At 31.3% G+C, this 14,925-nt stretch carries 22 protein-coding genes; 21 read left to right on the top strand and 1 reads right to left on the bottom strand.

Annotated features, from left to right (window positions below; all coding sequences use genetic code 11):
• Window positions 1-9: 9 nt before the first annotated feature.
• Complete coding sequence (locus tag ACPWSR_RS17210) at window positions 10-1,710, bottom strand: Rqc2 family fibronectin-binding protein (protein WP_426349454.1); 1,701 nt, start codon at window positions 1,708-1,710, stop codon at window positions 10-12.
• Window positions 1,711-1,876: 166 nt separating this feature from the next.
• Between ACPWSR_RS17210 and ACPWSR_RS17205 the strand changes: the two genes are divergently transcribed.
• The 21 genes from ACPWSR_RS17205 (at window position 1,877) to nusB (ending at window position 14,911) form a co-directional block, all read left to right on the top strand.
• Window positions 1,877-3,265, top strand: a complete 1,389-nt coding sequence (locus ACPWSR_RS17205; RefSeq protein WP_426349453.1) for a GspE/PulE family protein — start codon at window positions 1,877-1,879, stop codon at window positions 3,263-3,265.
• A gap of 11 nt (window positions 3,266-3,276) precedes the next feature.
• The gene (locus tag ACPWSR_RS17200) at window positions 3,277-4,317 is read left to right on the top strand and encodes a type II secretion system F family protein (RefSeq protein ID WP_426349452.1); all 1,041 of its coding nucleotides are present in this window, start codon (window positions 3,277-3,279) and stop codon (window positions 4,315-4,317) included.
• Between the two features lie 9 nt (window positions 4,318-4,326).
• Window positions 4,327-4,767, top strand: coding sequence for a prepilin-type N-terminal cleavage/methylation domain-containing protein (locus tag ACPWSR_RS17195; protein WP_426349451.1), 441 nt, complete (start codon window positions 4,327-4,329; stop codon window positions 4,765-4,767).
• Window positions 4,748-5,194: a prepilin-type N-terminal cleavage/methylation domain-containing protein gene (locus ACPWSR_RS17190; RefSeq protein WP_426349450.1), complete on the top strand. Its 447-nt coding sequence runs from the start codon at window positions 4,748-4,750 to the stop codon at window positions 5,192-5,194. The genes ACPWSR_RS17195 and ACPWSR_RS17190 overlap by 20 nt, the downstream gene beginning before the upstream one ends.
• On the top strand, window positions 5,184-5,651 hold the full coding sequence (locus tag ACPWSR_RS17185; RefSeq protein WP_426349449.1) for a type II secretion system protein: 468 nt from the start codon (window positions 5,184-5,186) through the stop codon (window positions 5,649-5,651). The genes ACPWSR_RS17190 and ACPWSR_RS17185 overlap by 11 nt, the downstream gene beginning before the upstream one ends.
• Window positions 5,652-5,737: 86 nt before the next feature.
• Entirely contained in the window at window positions 5,738-6,055 is a 318-nt protein-coding gene (locus tag ACPWSR_RS17180) for a hypothetical protein (RefSeq protein ID WP_426349448.1), read from the top strand.
• A 142-nt stretch (window positions 6,056-6,197) separates the two neighbouring features.
• Window positions 6,198-6,737 carry a hypothetical protein gene (locus tag ACPWSR_RS17175; protein ID WP_426349447.1) on the top strand — a complete coding sequence of 180 codons (540 nt, stop codon included), beginning with the start codon at window positions 6,198-6,200 and terminating at the stop codon, window positions 6,735-6,737.
• Between the two features lie 3 nt (window positions 6,738-6,740).
• Window positions 6,741-7,208 carry a hypothetical protein gene (locus ACPWSR_RS17170; protein WP_426349446.1) on the top strand — a complete coding sequence of 156 codons (468 nt, stop codon included), beginning with the start codon at window positions 6,741-6,743 and terminating at the stop codon, window positions 7,206-7,208.
• On the top strand, window positions 7,201-7,593 hold the full coding sequence (locus tag ACPWSR_RS17165) for a hypothetical protein (protein WP_426349445.1): 393 nt from the start codon (window positions 7,201-7,203) through the stop codon (window positions 7,591-7,593). Before ACPWSR_RS17170 ends, ACPWSR_RS17165 begins: the two co-directional genes overlap by 8 nt.
• Before the next feature lie 379 nt (window positions 7,594-7,972).
• Window positions 7,973-8,530 carry an elongation factor P gene (efp, locus tag ACPWSR_RS17160; protein WP_426349444.1) on the top strand — a complete coding sequence of 186 codons (558 nt, stop codon included), beginning with the start codon at window positions 7,973-7,975 and terminating at the stop codon, window positions 8,528-8,530.
• 55 nt (window positions 8,531-8,585) lie between these two features.
• On the top strand, window positions 8,586-8,945 hold the full coding sequence (locus ACPWSR_RS17155; protein WP_426349443.1) for a hypothetical protein: 360 nt from the start codon (window positions 8,586-8,588) through the stop codon (window positions 8,943-8,945).
• 98 nt (window positions 8,946-9,043) lie between these two features.
• Window positions 9,044-9,964 carry a stage III sporulation protein AA gene (gene spoIIIAA / locus ACPWSR_RS17150; RefSeq protein WP_426349442.1) on the top strand — a complete coding sequence of 307 codons (921 nt, stop codon included), beginning with the start codon at window positions 9,044-9,046 and terminating at the stop codon, window positions 9,962-9,964.
• Window positions 9,957-10,475, top strand: a complete 519-nt coding sequence (gene spoIIIAB, locus ACPWSR_RS17145; protein WP_426349441.1) for a stage III sporulation protein SpoIIIAB — start codon at window positions 9,957-9,959, stop codon at window positions 10,473-10,475. The genes spoIIIAA and spoIIIAB overlap by 8 nt, the downstream gene beginning before the upstream one ends.
• 11 nt (window positions 10,476-10,486) lie before the next feature.
• On the top strand, window positions 10,487-10,684 hold the full coding sequence (gene spoIIIAC, locus ACPWSR_RS17140) for a stage III sporulation protein AC (protein WP_426349440.1): 198 nt from the start codon (window positions 10,487-10,489) through the stop codon (window positions 10,682-10,684).
• An 8-nt stretch (window positions 10,685-10,692) separates the two neighbouring features.
• Entirely contained in the window at window positions 10,693-11,076 is a 384-nt protein-coding gene (gene spoIIIAD / locus ACPWSR_RS17135) for a stage III sporulation protein AD (protein ID WP_426349439.1), read from the top strand.
• A gap of 11 nt (window positions 11,077-11,087) precedes the next feature.
• Window positions 11,088-12,239, top strand: a complete 1,152-nt coding sequence (gene spoIIIAE / locus ACPWSR_RS17130) for a stage III sporulation protein AE (RefSeq protein WP_426349438.1) — start codon at window positions 11,088-11,090, stop codon at window positions 12,237-12,239.
• Between the two features lie 5 nt (window positions 12,240-12,244).
• Entirely contained in the window at window positions 12,245-12,808 is a 564-nt protein-coding gene (spoIIIAF, locus tag ACPWSR_RS17125; protein WP_426349437.1) for a stage III sporulation protein AF, read from the top strand.
• A gap of 9 nt (window positions 12,809-12,817) precedes the next feature.
• Window positions 12,818-13,396: a stage III sporulation protein AG gene (spoIIIAG, locus tag ACPWSR_RS17120; protein WP_426349436.1), complete on the top strand. Its 579-nt coding sequence runs from the start codon at window positions 12,818-12,820 to the stop codon at window positions 13,394-13,396.
• A 39-nt stretch (window positions 13,397-13,435) separates the two neighbouring features.
• On the top strand, window positions 13,436-13,936 hold the full coding sequence (locus ACPWSR_RS17115) for a SpoIIIAH-like family protein (protein ID WP_426349435.1): 501 nt from the start codon (window positions 13,436-13,438) through the stop codon (window positions 13,934-13,936).
• Window positions 13,937-14,011: 75 nt separating this feature from the next.
• Complete coding sequence (locus ACPWSR_RS17110; RefSeq protein WP_426349434.1) at window positions 14,012-14,401, top strand: Asp23/Gls24 family envelope stress response protein; 390 nt, start codon at window positions 14,012-14,014, stop codon at window positions 14,399-14,401.
• A gap of 99 nt (window positions 14,402-14,500) precedes the next feature.
• Window positions 14,501-14,911 carry a transcription antitermination factor NusB gene (gene nusB, locus ACPWSR_RS17105; RefSeq protein ID WP_426349433.1) on the top strand — a complete coding sequence of 137 codons (411 nt, stop codon included), beginning with the start codon at window positions 14,501-14,503 and terminating at the stop codon, window positions 14,909-14,911.
• Window positions 14,912-14,925: the final 14 nt, after the last annotated feature.

Here is a 14,925-nt window from a genome sequence, read left to right as displayed (position 1 = left end):
GAGAGAGGACTATTCCTCTCTCTTATTTAATGTGATTTTAGGATCTACATATATGGTTTTATTGGTACTATATATTACCATTCCAGGCTTAGCCCCATTTGGTTTTTTTACATTTCTCACCTCAGTGTAATCTACAGGTACGTTAGAGGAAGCTTTTCCTTTGCTAAAATATGCTGCAAGAGAAGCAGCTTCTATGATAGTTTCTTCAGGTAGATTATTACCTTTCACAATAACATGAGAACCTGGTATATTTTTAGTATGAAACCAGGTATCGGTTTTTCCTGCAAATCTTAAGGTCAAATAATCATTTTGAAGATTGTTCCTTCCTACATAAATATCGTGGCCTTGAGAAGATATAAAATGGTGTGGCTTAGTTGCTTTTGGTTTATCTTTACTTTTTCTATAGCGAATGTAGCCGGCTTCCATTAGCTCTTCTCTAATTTCATGAATCTCTTCATAGGCGGTAATGTTAGAGATACTATTCATTACTGAGGTGAGATAATCAATTTCTTCTTCAGTAATTTTCAACTGCTTAAAGGCTGCTTCCTCTGATTTTTTTAGCTTGTTATATTTTTTATAATAGCTTTGGATATTTTCGGAGGGTGACTTGTTAGGGTCTAAGGGAATGGTTATCATGGAGTTATCTTCTGAGTAATAATCCCATAAAGTTGCACTCCTTTGACCTTCTTTTATTGAGTAAATATTAGCAGTTAATAATTCACCATAAATTTTAAATACATCTTTTTTATTAGCTTCTACTATAGCGCTGTCTAGAATTTTTACTTTTTTATAGCAGCGTTCCAGGTTAGTATTAATTATTTTTTCTAGATCCTGAGTTCTATTCTTTATTCTCTCTAATTTATCCTTTTCACTATAAAAGGTTTCTAAAAGCTCAGAGGCATTTTCATACTTTTTACTCTGATACTTCTCATAGGTATACAGCTCTGTGCAATAAAACTCTCTTGGTTTAAAGTCATGGTACATGGTAAAGCTGTATAAACCAGATTTTATTCCCATTATATAATCATCGAGAATATCTAACAATAAATCCTTATTAAGCTCACCCTTTTCTCTTACTCTGTAGAAAAGCTCCTTTGATAAAACCTTTGAAATACCTGTAAAGGTCTGAAAATAAAACCCTTCATCAAAATTCCCATCTAGTGGATGCAGAACCTCCTCTCTTTTATAAGAAAAGGGATTTAGCTTATTACTAATAGGAGGAAAGATATAGGTTACTCCAGGAAGTAATACTCTGAAGCTATTGATAGCAGAGCTTATGTGTTTTACACAGTCCATAACTTTAAAATCTCTTTTTCTTACCAGGCTAATATTGCTGTGCCTTCCCATAATTTCAATGATAAGCATGTAAACTGAGTCAAAGCCCATTTCATCGGTATTAGCAATATCTATAGTTATTATTCTATCGTTATTATGCTGAGTTATAGCCTTAATTCTTCCGCCAATTAAATGTTTTCTCAGGACCATGCAAAACATTGGAGCTACCTTAGGATTATCCTTAAGGATGTTTGTAAAGTGTATCCTTGGATAGGTAGGACTGGCAGATATTAATAATTTTTTATTCTTGATTCCTCTAAAAGTGAGGAGAATCTCATCCTTTTCCGGTTGATTTATTTTATCTATTTTAGTTTCTAATAAAGAATCCTTAAGCTCTGAGATTATACTAGATAAAAATATCCCATCTAATGCCAAAAAATCATCTCCTTATTCTCAAATCTATATTTTATAATACCAAACTTTACTGTTTAAGTATATAAATCCTTACTTTAATTCTTATCTGTACTATAAACTATGATTAAAAAATAATAAATTGTATAAGAATATAAATAAAACAATTAAAAGGAATTTATAGATAGAAATGGTTATTATAACGCAAAATTTAGCATCTAAAATACCCTTGAAGTATGTTTTGGAATATAGAATTATTCCCTTGGAAGAAGAAGATAAGAGTATAAAGATTGGGGCCTATCAGAAAGATATTGTAGCTTTGAAAGAATCATTAGAATTTATACTGGATAAAAAAATACAGCTGATCTTTATGGAAGAAGATACTATAGAAAGAATGATTAAGATTTACTATGAGCATAGAGAATTTCTTGCTGCTATCAAAAAAGACCTACATGAAAGACAAGAAAGTGATAAATTACCAATAGCTGAGTTGTGTGGTTACATAATCGAAAAGGGAATTAAAGGTGGTGTTAGTGATATACATATTGAGCCTAAAAAAGGAGAACTTCTAATCAAGCACAGAATTAATGGAAGCCTTATTCTTGTTAATGTCCTTGAAGAAACTTATACTGATTGGATACTCAGGAGGTTTAAGGCTCTAGCTAATATGAATATAGCTGAGAGAAGAGTGCCTCAGGATGGTAAGCTCCTTTATAGCTATGAAAATATAACAGTTAATATACGCCTTGGAACTATGCCTGTAATTTATGGTGAAAAGCTAGTAATGAGATTATTATTTTCTCAAGAGAAGGTGAAGGGCTTAGATAAGTTGTCCTTTCAAAGGGAACAGCTTAATAGTATTGTAAATATGCTGAGGCATAAGAATGGAATAATCTTAATCACTGGACCAACAGGAAGCGGTAAAACAACAACCTTATACAGTATCATTGAGGAATTAAAAAGAGATGATATTAATATCTGTACTGTGGAGGATCCAGTAGAAATAGTTATAGAAGGAATAAATCAGACAAATATAAATAATAAAGCTGGAATTACCTTCTCCCTTGGTCTTAGAAGCTTATTAAGACAGGACCCAGATGTAATCATGGTGGGAGAAATTAGAGATGAGGAAACAGCAAGTACAGCTGTAAGAGCTGCTCTCACTGGTCATCTAGTGCTATCTACACTACATACGAACACCGCTTTTTCGGCAATAAGCAGACTTGAAGATATGGGGATAAGGGAATATCTTCTTAAGGATGCTGTTCTTGGAATTATCTCTCAAAGGCTGGTAAAAAAATTATGTGTTAAATGTAAAGTGAAAAAGGGAAATATGGACACCTATGAAGCTGTTGGTTGTGAGTGTTGTAATTATACTGGTTACAAGGGAAGGCTTATTATAAGTGAAGCAGTTTATTTACCTGAGCTCTTCTCTTATGGTGAATCCTTGAGTTTTAATAATATAAAAAATAAGCATAGAGAAAAGTATGGAGAACAAATGGATGAGGATTTAAATAGACTTTTTAAAGATGGGTTGATTGATGAAATAGAATATAAAAAGTATTATTTTGAAACCTAGGGGATTGCGCAATGGTTATAGGATATGGAAAAAACAATACTATTAAGCTGAGTGGTAAAGAACTTCATTTTGTTTTTAGTAACCTTGCTATGCTTATAGGCTCTGGTATGTCAATTATTAAAGCCTTGGAGGTTTTGTGTGATATCACCAAAGGAAACCATAATAAAGCCTTCAGACTCTTGTATTCTTCTATAAAAGAAGGTAATAACTGCAGTTCTAGTTGTTCACAAATCACTTCCGAAGAAGTATATATAAGTCTTATAGCAATGGGAGAAGATATGGGAAATCTAGAGGAGATATTATATAAGCTAGCTATTTATATAGATGAGAAGGAAGGATATAAAAATAAGATAATTAAGCTATCAATATATCCTGTTATTTTACTAGTTAGTACCATTGTAGTAAGCACTTTCATATGTTTTTTTATATTGCCCAATATAGTAGGTATGCTTGGAGGTGCTGAGGATACCTTGCCAGCCTTCACAAAATTTATATTAGCTTTTGTAGAAGCTTTAAAGAATGAGCCGGAAAAAATTATATTCAATATTTTTCTCACTGGTGCTGCTGTTATATTAATTTTACACTGGATTAATAGTGCTTTTGGTATTTTTTCAAAGATTACTGGAGGAATGGTATTTAGATTGTGGGAAATAAATTTCCTAAAGATATTAGGTCTTTCTTTATCCAGTGGCTCTTCAATATTACAGACTATTAAGATTATTATGGATAATGAAAAGAATATAAAGGGTAAAGCAGTGCTTAAAAATATTAATGATGATATCATGAATGGCTCTCAATTATCAGAGGCTTTTCATAAGGAAAAGGATATAAGCAGGGTGATAATATCATTTATTGCCATTGGAGAAGAAAGTGGTAATCTAGAAAATTATATAAAGATATGCCAGGAGCTATTAGAGAAGAAATATTATGAAGGTCTTAACAGATACATGTCTCTACTTCAGCCAGTATTACTGGTGATAATGGGATTAATAATTATAACTCTTATTTACTCTGTATTTATGCCTATGATAAATAACATGTACAATATTTGAGGTGAATCAATGAAAAAGAAAGGCTTTACACTCCTTGAGCTCATAGTTTATCTTGCTATTGCTGCTATAATCACAGCAGTGGCTGTTACTTCTGTAAAATCTGTAAATAATTTTAGAATTAAGTATACCAATAAAATATGTCAGAAAGAAATAGCTCTATTTATCCATAGAGCAAGAATGTATTGCTATGCTAGAAGAATTGATGGGGTTATAAATTTAGACGTCGGTACTAATACTAATAGATTAACCTTTTCTTCTAATATTAATGTGATAGATCAATTCTTTTTAAAAAGTAAAAAGCTCGAGTATGAGGGGGGGTTAAAAAAACTTACAATCACTAGTTATGGGAAAATACCTCAAAATGGAAAAATAAAATTTGTGGATGAAAATAATAAATCTGTAAGAATAAGTTTGCATGTAGGTAGTGAGTATGTGGAAGAAGAGCCGTAGGGGGGCCAGCCTAATTGAAGTTATCATAGCTCTGGCAATTTTGATAATAATTATTAATATGATTTTAATTATTTTTTCCTTTACGACAAAAAGCTATGGTAAGTTGAAAACCAATAATGAAAGATTGAACGTAGTTGAGTTTATTTCGAAGAATATACTTCACAGCTACAGTTATGAAGACCTACAACAATTAATAAATAGTGAGGTTAAAGGTGATACACTTTTTTTAGAAAGTGGAGCTGTTAATAAAGATATTAAAAATTTAACAATGGTAGAAATAGTACAAAAATACAAGAATAACACAAATGGGGATATAGAAATTACTTTTACTTTATCTAGGAATAGTGGTGAAATAAAAATTAACTGTAATACATATGGTAATACATTGAAGACGTATATAATTAAAAAGAGGACATATGAACACTAAGCGTAAGGGAACTACTATTATAGAACTAATAATAGTACTGGGAATTATGGCTTTAATATCCATGATAATCGCTATGATATTAAGTTTTACAATTGCTGTTAATAGTAAAGTTATAGCTGCTAATGACAAGGAATATAAGTCACATGAATTTTATAGATTTGTAAGTAATAGTATTAAAGACCATAGAATTTCTAATATAGTAATAGAGAATCAAAAGATATCAATCTTTTATCATAAAGTTAATGATAGAAGCGATAAGATGGATATTATACAGGATAATGAGAATGTTCATTTACATTATTATAGAGGGACTAACGGAATATATACAAGAAGGGGGAGTCCAAGAGTTGTTTTGGAAAAGATAAATAGTATTAGTTTTATCCCTTTTAGAAATTTATTATATATAAAAATTCATTGGCAGGATGGTGAAGTGTCATTAGGATTAATAGATTTATAAATGATAAAAAGAAAAAGAATGGCAACAGTCTTATCGAAGTACAGATATTCTTTTTAATCATTATTATTCTTATAAGTTTTCAGCTGGTGATAACAAATCATAGATATGAAGAGCTTATAAACAGAGAAGAAATTATAAGTGATTATATTAATAGAGAAAATGTTATTTCTGATGGTGAGGTATATATTAAGGATTTAATCGTTAAAAGTGGTATAATTTCCGAGGGGGAGTTCAGAAGTAAAATAAAGGATTATTACGTAACTCAAACAATAAATCCCTATACACTTACTTATAATACAGGTGATGATAGATTTATTTTAACTAAAAGCGGTTCTACCATTAAATACTATTATAGTTTAACTTTACAAAATATGAATCCAAATCTTACAGAAATAACTTATTAAGGGGGATAGCATGGTTAATAGTAAAGTTTTGTTAAATAAGAAACTTATATTAAAAAAGCTGCAGGAGCTTTTATCTAACAATAGATATATTAATAGGATTATCAACAAATTTCAAATTAAACCTATATTGGTAGAAGCTAATATGATAATAAGATATATTCCCCTTCCTGATAGTAAAAGTTCAGGTGTTGAAAAGCTCCTTGATACCTATATACAAAATAATTTCTTGGAGAAGGAGAATCTTCTCTTTAATAATAAAATTGTTTCGTTTAAAAAGAAAGATAAAGGAATTCTTCTTTACTGTATAAGACCTATAATTGATGAAGGAAAATTACAAGCATCGTATAAAAACAATAAAGTTATTCCTATTCAAGAGCATATTTTTAATAAAGTCATAAAAAAGCATTTTAAGGAAGAAAAAATTATGGTTTTATATTTCACTTCAGAGGGAAAGGGAATACTTGAGGTTATATATAAAAAACAACTTATACATACAAGGAATATAAATGATCGGGATTTAGAGCGTTTAGATGAGATTATATATGATTGCTCTAAACAGATAATAAACATATGTAGTATAAAAGAAGAAGATTGGACTCTGATATTCATTAATAAAGGGATTGATGAAGTTAAAAGTAGATACAAAAATATTAAGGAAATGAGCCTAGTAAGGAGCACTTAATATATGGGTATTAAAAGATACAAAGGATACAATATAAAAAGAGAAACAAATCATGATTTTTTAAATAAGATAAATAGACATTTAAACTACATAATCTTGCTTTTAATATTAGCTAATTTATATTTCTTACCGAAATATTTAGGAGCAGCTACAAAGGCAGATGTAACTATAGAAGAGCTGCCTGTTATAGTTAATAGTATTACTGAAGAGGATAAAGAAGGAGAATCTAGAGCATATAAAGTTACTTTTATTTCAAAAGGATTAGATGTAATTTCTAATGGATATATAGATAACTTAGTAGATTTTCAATTGAGCCAAGATCAATTAAATTTTACTCTTAGTGATGAAGAGGGAAAATTTCTTCAGCAGATTGATAAAATAACTGAACCTACAGTCTTTTTTGAAATAATGGATATTGAGGTTCATGAGGATTCAAATATTAGAATTAGGATGGTCAGATCAGATGAATAGGAGTATCCTGAAAATTTCATTACTGATTACATTACTATCAGCTAGTATTTTTCAAGTTACTTTCATAATGAATAATAAAAAAGAAGAAAAAGCTACTGAAATGGATATGGTGCTCAATGAAGAATTAGAATTGGAAAAGATAAAATATCCACCTTTAGAAGACTATATCATTAAATTAAATGGTTATGGGCATTTTACTCTGGGGAGCATACATACTATAGATGACTATTACGAGGTAAGGGGAAAGGTTGTTGGAGATATAGATACTATTAAAAATTTCTTCAGCTATATTGATGATGTGAAAGACTATAATATTAGTGATTACTTGATTCATTCTTCAGAAGGACAGTATCAGTTGGATGTAGTACTGGAATTACCGAGGTAAAAGAGGAACTAAGAGCTAAGGGCTAAGAACTAAGAGTTAGGTTGAACTAAGAGCTAAGAGTTCAGAATAGTTCTTAGTTTTTACTTTTTAGTTCTTAGTTCATTTTTTAATTATTAGTAAACTAATTCTATTATAATGGCTTTTGAGTATATTATTCTTCATTATGTTATAATAATAATTGCAAAAGTAAAGGTCTTTTGATAAAATAATTATTGTTGTAAACTGGTGATTTTTGATTATAATTGATGTTGAAGCATTATAAACACTATTTGGTTTGTGACTGTAAAATTTAAAAGAACCCTTGTAAAAAGGTTTACTAGTATTAATTTACCTCAAAGGGTTATAATATTAATGAATAATTGATTTTGGAGGGATACAGATGATATCAGCAAGTGATATAAGAAAAGGTACGACTTTTGAATTAGATGGACAAGTATTTACTGTAATAGAATTCTTACATGTTAAACCAGGTAAGGGAGCAGCTTTCGTAAGAACTAAATTAAGAAACGTTATTTCTGGTGGTGTTACCGATAGAACTTTCAACCCAACAGAAAAGCTTCAAGAAGCAGTTATAGAAAGAAAGGAAATGCAGTATTTATATTCTGATGGAGAGCTATACTACTTTATGGATCAAGAAACCTTTGAACAGATTCCATTGAGCCTAGATAAGGTTGAAGAAGCAATAAAGTTCCTAAAAGAGAATATGTTTGCTATTATTAAGTTCTATAAAGGTGATGCTTTTTCAGTAGAAGCACCAAATTTTGTAGAATTGGCAATAACTGAAACAGAGCCTGGAGTTAAGGGTAATACAGCAACTAATGTTACTAAGCCTGCAACTTTAGAAACTGGTGCTATAATCAATGTTCCTTTGTTTGTTAATGAAGGGGATGTAATAAGAATAGATACTAGAACTGGCGAATACATGGCAAGAGTATAATAAATAAAATAGAGCTGAGTCTTTGACTTGGCTTATTTTATAAGGAAGTGAAAAGATGGAAAAATTTCAATTAAATGAAATTAAAGCTAAGCTTGCTGCTTCGGATTTTACTAAAGATAATAAAGATATTCTAATCTTTCTCATAGATAAGGTTCAGGAGCTAACAGAGGAATTGGCCATTGTTAATGCTAAGCTAACGGATACTCTTGAATATGCAGAGCTTTTAGAGCAAGATATGGATAATGTAAAAGAAGAGCTTTTTGGAGTTAATTCTTTTGATGCAGAAGAGGATGAGGGAGAATATAATTATACGGAAATTCAATGTAAAACCTGTGGGGAAAACATCTATGTTGAAGAAGCCCTACTAAAGGAAAAGCTCTCATGTCCAAACTGTAATGGTGAATTGATTAAATAAGAACTCAGAATTATTTCTGAGTTCTTATTTTTTTTGTAATAAATTCCATGATATATAAATAATTATTATATAAGAAATATGAGATGGGGGAGGTTAAAATGATACACAATAGAGAAATTTTTACAATCATACCTGGATCCATTGTGGATTACCTAACAAAGAATAATGAGCTGAACAATGTACAGGAGATACGCTTTCGTGTAAACAAGCCTTGTATTATCCAATGTAAAGACAGAGAGCATGTAACAGATGTAATAATTAGTAAAGAAGAAATGGGAGGGATATTACAGAAGATAAGCAATTATTCTGTATATGCTTTTGAAGAAGATATTAAACAGGGATTTATTACCTTTAAAGGCGGTCATCGTATAGGATTATGTGGTGAATGTGTAATTGAAAATAGGAAAATAAAAACTATCAAAAATATATCTTCATTAAACATTAGAATTTCTAGAGAAATCCTTGGCTGTGCTGATGGTCTATTACCTTATATTGTTGAGGGAGGAAAAATACTCAATACCATTATTATATCACCACCAAAGTGTGGTAAAACAACACTCTTAAGAGATTTAGCCAGAATAATATCCAATGGGAATAAAATAACAGGTAAAAAAATTTCGTTAATGGACGAACGTAGTGAAATAGCAGCCTGTGCCAGCGGAGTCCCTCAGATGAACGTAGGGATTCGAACAGACGTATTTGATGGATGTATAAAAAGTGAAGGGATAATGATGGCTATACGAAGTATGTCACCAGAGGTGATTATCTGCGATGAAATAGGAACTTCAAAGGATGTAGAAAGTATATTGATGGCCTATAACTGTGGGGTGAATCTAATATGTTCAATCCATGGTGATTCCTTGGAGGATTATATAAATAGATTAGTATTTAAGGAGCTTAGAGAAAGTAATATTTTTAAAAGGGCAATTTTACTCTTGGATAGAAAAAAACCAGGAGATATTACTGCTATTTATGATTTAAATAAAAATAATGAAATTTGGAGAAAATCCTATGCTTAAAAGTATTATATGCCTTTCAATAATAATACTGTGCTCGATTCTAGGATATAGCTTTGGAGAAAGATATAAAAGAAGGGTATATAGTCTTAGGGAGCTACGCAGGGCAGTTCTTCAGCTTCAGAACGAAATACTTTATACCTTTACTCCTTTGCCGGAAGCAATTGAGCATATATATGAAAAAAGCTCCGGCGAAATAAAAATGTTCTTTCTAGACTTAGCTGATATTCTTAAAAGGGGCTCCTGTGAAAGTGTTTATGCTGCTTATATAGAAGCTTATAAAAGCCATTGTGATAAGCTCTTTCTAAGCAGTTCTGATGAGCTATTAGTATCAGATTTGTTTAAGAGCTTAGGAGAAGTAGATATAATCGGTCATGAAAAGATCTTTAACCTCTTTTTGGAGACAGTTAAGGGACCTATAGAAGAGTCAGAAGAGCTAATGAAGAAAAATCTGAAGATGTATCGATATCTCGGTGTTTGTGTGGGTCTTGGAATCGTTATTATTATACTATAAGGAGTGAGATTATGCTGGATGTAAGTTTGCTTTTTAAAATCGGAGGAGTAGGTATTCTTATTATGATTCTGGACAAGCTTTTAAAAAGTAGTGGGAAAGATGAAATTGGGTATATGGTAAATATAGCAGGTTTGGTAATAATTCTATTGCTTGTTTTAAATCTAATTAAAGAGCTTTTTACCTCTCTGAAAACTATGTTTATATTTTAGGTGATGGTATGGAGATATTTAAGCTTGTTTCATTTGGCATAATTGGTATGCTTATCTTCCTGCTTTTCAGAGACAGAAAGGACGTTATCTCGGTTTTAATCTCACTGGTAACTGGGACAATTATAGTTATATTTATTATAGATAAGCTCTTTGCAGTATTTTCATTTATGCAGGAGATATCTAATAAGGCTAATATAGATACAGTTTATCTAAATATTGTGTTTAAAATCATAGGAATTGCGTTTATAACCTCCTTTGGCAGCGAAATATGTAAGGATGCCGAAGCATCCAATATTGCTCATAAAATTGAGCTGTCAGGAAAAATAATGATTTTAGTTTTAGCAATACCTATATTAATGTCACTTCTAGAGTCAATACTCAAAATAATGTGAGGAGTGAACCTATGAAAAGATTTTTATTGGTTTTAGTATTATTTCTGCTACTTCCTATAGCGGCATATGGAAGTGAGCAGCAGACAATTGAGGAAATTGAAAACACCAAGGAAATAAATGATCTATATCAGTATATTAATGATCTGCAGCTAGAGGAAGAGTTAATTAGTGGTCTTAATACCAGAGAGTATATAAGCTATTTTTTGAAGAATGGAGAAGGAAATATATCCGTAAAGAATGTGGCTCAAGCGCTTATAGCTTCAGGAGTAAGAGAGCTAATATCCTTTATAAAGCTCTCTGTACTTATTCTTGTAATTGCAATTATTGCTGCATTAATTAAAAATGTTCAAAATGCCTTTAGTAATGATTCTTTGAGTAACATTGCTTATTTCGCATGCTATGGACTTTTAGTAATCATTCTTACAAAGAGCTTTATTCTTTCAGTAGATATTGTAAGGGAAACTATATCAAACCTTTCAGACTTCATGGCTGCTTTAATCCCTGTTTTATTACTTTTACTAACAACTATAGGTGGAATAAGTGAATCAGCCATATTAAACCCAATTGTAATCACTGCTGTAAACCTTGCTCCAAAAATATATAAAGACATAATTATTCCTTTAATTCTTGCAGGCTTTGCACTGCAGTTTGCCAATAATATATCCGACACCTATAAGCTCTCTGGTCTATCAAAACTAATTAAACAAAGCGTGCTATGGATGCAGGGACTTATGATAACCATAGTTGTAGGTTTTATATCCATAAAAGGTGTTACTGCAAATACCCTTGATGTAGTTACCTTAAAAACAGCTAAGTTTGCTGTGGATAACTTTATACCTATAATAGGAAAGGCCATGTCCGATGCCATAACTACTGTGGCTGGATACTCTTTGCTATTAAAAGGAGCGGTAGGGACCATCGGTCTATTAATACTTTTGTTTATTGTTATTACACCTATAATAAAAGTATTTTTATGTGCAATGGTGTACAAGCTTACTGCTGCATTTATCGAACCTATAAGTGATTCTAAGATTGTAGCATGTATAGTTTCTGCTGGTGATTCGCTGATACTTCTAATGTCATCCCTTATCAGTGTCTCTGTTATGTTTTTTATTATGATAGCTATGATTGCTGCCTCTGGAAAATCTATAATATTGGGGTGATATAATTGGATTTCATTAAAGATTGGATAACAAATATCTGTGCAGCCTTAATCTTTATAACTGCTGTAGATATAATTTTGCCAGATAACAATATTAAAAAGTATTGTAAGTTAATTCTTGGGTTAATTCTTATGGTGGTAGTGATTAATCCTATTCTAGGACTATTTGGGAATGGCTTAAATATTGAATCGAACTTAGAAAATTATATGTTCAACGAAGATATCACCTTGATAAATAATAATACTGATCTAAGGAGTTCTATAACAGAGAAACAGTTTAAAAGAGCTATTGAAGAGGAAATCACTGCTATCCTTACAAAAGAATTGCCGGAATATAGCTTTAGGGTTAATGCACAGGTTGAATTTCAGGGAATAGAAGAAGCAAAGATAAAGAGCTTAGAGATTGGTTATAAAGATGCTTCAGTAAAAAACATCGAGAAGATAAATATTGGGGAAAAACCTGATGAAGAAGCCATAAGTAACAGGGATGGTATTGAATATACTATAGAAGATATACTTTATGAGCAGGGGAGTATATCAACGGATATGATAAAAATTTATAAATATTAGGAGGAGAAAATGGACACAAAAAAGTTACTAGCCTTTTTGAAGCTTGATAAGAATAAGCCTAATTGGAATTACTTAATTTTGATCCTCATTTTAGTGTTAACTTATATCGTTATAGATAATATAGGTGGTGATACTGGCGCTCCAGCGGCTACCGCATTGAAGGAAGAAGTAAACTCTTCTATTAGTTCTAGTTCTTATGAGGAACAGCAGAAAAACGAGCTCCAATCAATTTTATCTAAAATGAAGGGGGTTGGTGAAGTGGAGGTAATGATTTATTTTGAAAGTGGGGAAGAGCAAATACCGGCAACAGAAAATAACAATAGTAATACTTATACAGAAGAAACAGATAATCAAGGGGGAAAGAGGACAAATAACCAAAGCAGTGACGGGACAAGTGTAGTGATGCAAAATCAAGGTAATGGAACCTCGCCCTTTATACTAAAGGTAAACAAGCCTAGAATAACAGGTGTTGTGGTTATAGCTGAAGGTGCTGAGGATACCTTGATTAAATATGATATCGAAAATGCTATTTCAAGGTTATACGATTTAAATTTAGATAAAGTATATGTATATCCAATGAAAAAATAGCATATAATTCATTAGAATAAAAGATGGGAGGGTATTATAATGAATAAAAAACAAGCAGGTGTTATTTTAACTTTACTAGCCTTAATTATATGTACAGGCATCCTGGCAAATAGGGTTAACGATCCATTAAAGAAGGTTGGTAATTCTAAGGTTTCTTCTGTAGAGAATTTAGACGATTCTATTGCTGATGGTAATACAGATTATTTTACTCATGCAAGAGCTGTAAAAGATCAGAAGGATACAAGAGCTATTCAAACTCTTCAAGGAATAATACAGGACGCTAATACTTCTCAAGAGAATAAGGACAAGGCTACTGAGGAGTATACGAAGCTAACTACAAACCAAAGGTATGAAAATGATATAGAACTATCACTTAAAGGGAAGGGGTTTCAGGATGTTATTTGCCTTATAGAAAACAATCAGGCAAGAGTATATGTGAAGTCTCAAGAAAAGTTAACTCAAAAGCAGGCCAGCCAGATACAGGAAGTAATAACCAGCATATCACAATTAGTTGATGTAGTTATTGAAACAAAAGAATAATTGTAATATGCACTGCATTTTGATATAATAAACTTTAGATTACAAGTTCTGGTGAGCAAAGGAGGGTTTAATAAAATGAGTGAGACCTTAAACAAAAATGCAAACCTTGGTGTTGTAAAAATTTCTGATGATGTTGTGTGTGTTATTGCAGGGATAGCAGCAGCAGAAATCAATGGAATTGTCGAGATTAATCAAGGCGTTACTGGTGGTATTACCCACATGCTAACAGGAAAAAAGAATGTCACCAAAGGCGTTAAAGTAACTGTTGAAGAGAACTCTACAACTATTGAATTAAATATAGGTGTAGAATACGGAGTGAAGATTCCTGAGGTAGTGCTTCAGGTACAAGAAAATGTTAAAAAGACCGTTGAGACGATGACTGGTCTAAATGTTAACTCAGTAAATGTATTTGTACAGAACATCGTTGTTCCTAAAACTGTAAATCAAGAAATAACTGCTGAGTAATTTACACCCTCTGTATTCCAGAGGGTGTTTCATTGTGTTTTAAAGTTTACTAAAGTGTTGATAATATAAATATAACCTTGAAATTAATAGGAGGAAGCGATGAATAGAAAAAAATCTAGAGAAGTAGCGATGAAAATAATTTTTGAAGGAACTTTTAATTCACGACCTATAGAAGAAATAATGGAAGAAGCTGATTTTTTTAATGAAGATTTGGACACAAACACCCTTGATATGAACTTTATTAAAAAAATTGTTACGGGCATAAATGAAAATATAGAAGCTATTAATGGTATAATTGAAGAGAATTCTGATAATTGGAAGCTTAATAGGATATCGAAAATAAATCTGGCTATCTTGAAAGTGGCTATCTATGAAATGGTGTTTTCAGAGGATACTCCTGAGCCTGTGGCAATAAATGAGGCTGTGGAGCTTTCAAAACAATATTCAGATGATAAATCCGTATCCTTTATTAATGCTGTTCTAGATAGAATATATAAATCAAAAGGATAGTAATAGGAGTGATT

It is taken from the genome of Alloiococcus sp. CFN-8 (genome assembly GCF_049943125.1).
GTDB lineage: Bacteria > Bacillota > Clostridia > Clostridiales > Clostridiaceae > JAEXZL01.
The sequence above is the reverse complement of the archived record's forward strand: the minus strand, read 5'-3'. Positions and strand labels throughout refer to the sequence as shown.

What these genes read in the sequence shown, in the direction of transcription:
- ACPWSR_RS17185 (WP_426349449.1), top strand. Translation starts at nt 5,184, where the DNA reads ATGAACACTAAGCGTAAGGGAACTACTATTATAGAACTAATAATAGTA.
- spoIIIAD (WP_426349439.1), top strand. Translation starts at nt 10,693, where the DNA reads ATGGAGATATTTAAGCTTGTTTCATTTGGCATAATTGGTATGCTTATC.
- spoIIIAG (WP_426349436.1), top strand. Translation starts at nt 12,818, where the DNA reads ATGGACACAAAAAAGTTACTAGCCTTTTTGAAGCTTGATAAGAATAAG.
- spoIIIAA (WP_426349442.1), top strand. Translation starts at nt 9,044, where the DNA reads ATGATACACAATAGAGAAATTTTTACAATCATACCTGGATCCATTGTG.
- ACPWSR_RS17170 (WP_426349446.1), top strand. Translation starts at nt 6,741, where the DNA reads ATGGGTATTAAAAGATACAAAGGATACAATATAAAAAGAGAAACAAAT.
- ACPWSR_RS17115 (WP_426349435.1), top strand. Translation starts at nt 13,436, where the DNA reads ATGAATAAAAAACAAGCAGGTGTTATTTTAACTTTACTAGCCTTAATT.
- ACPWSR_RS17175 (WP_426349447.1), top strand. Translation starts at nt 6,198, where the DNA reads ATGATAATAAGATATATTCCCCTTCCTGATAGTAAAAGTTCAGGTGTT.
- nusB (WP_426349433.1), top strand. Translation starts at nt 14,501, where the DNA reads ATGAATAGAAAAAAATCTAGAGAAGTAGCGATGAAAATAATTTTTGAA.
- spoIIIAE (WP_426349438.1), top strand. Translation starts at nt 11,088, where the DNA reads ATGAAAAGATTTTTATTGGTTTTAGTATTATTTCTGCTACTTCCTATA.
- ACPWSR_RS17110 (WP_426349434.1), top strand. Translation starts at nt 14,012, where the DNA reads ATGAGTGAGACCTTAAACAAAAATGCAAACCTTGGTGTTGTAAAAATT.
- ACPWSR_RS17200 (WP_426349452.1), top strand. Translation starts at nt 3,277, where the DNA reads ATGGTTATAGGATATGGAAAAAACAATACTATTAAGCTGAGTGGTAAA.
- ACPWSR_RS17190 (WP_426349450.1), top strand. Translation starts at nt 4,748, where the DNA reads ATGTGGAAGAAGAGCCGTAGGGGGGCCAGCCTAATTGAAGTTATCATA.
- ACPWSR_RS17155 (WP_426349443.1), top strand. Translation starts at nt 8,586, where the DNA reads ATGGAAAAATTTCAATTAAATGAAATTAAAGCTAAGCTTGCTGCTTCG.
- ACPWSR_RS17165 (WP_426349445.1), top strand. Translation starts at nt 7,201, where the DNA reads ATGAATAGGAGTATCCTGAAAATTTCATTACTGATTACATTACTATCA.
- spoIIIAB (WP_426349441.1), top strand. Translation starts at nt 9,957, where the DNA reads ATGCTTAAAAGTATTATATGCCTTTCAATAATAATACTGTGCTCGATT.
- spoIIIAC (WP_426349440.1), top strand. Translation starts at nt 10,487, where the DNA reads ATGCTGGATGTAAGTTTGCTTTTTAAAATCGGAGGAGTAGGTATTCTT.
- ACPWSR_RS17195 (WP_426349451.1), top strand. Translation starts at nt 4,327, where the DNA reads ATGAAAAAGAAAGGCTTTACACTCCTTGAGCTCATAGTTTATCTTGCT.
- efp (WP_426349444.1), top strand. Translation starts at nt 7,973, where the DNA reads ATGATATCAGCAAGTGATATAAGAAAAGGTACGACTTTTGAATTAGAT.
- ACPWSR_RS17205 (WP_426349453.1), top strand. Translation starts at nt 1,877, where the DNA reads ATGGTTATTATAACGCAAAATTTAGCATCTAAAATACCCTTGAAGTAT.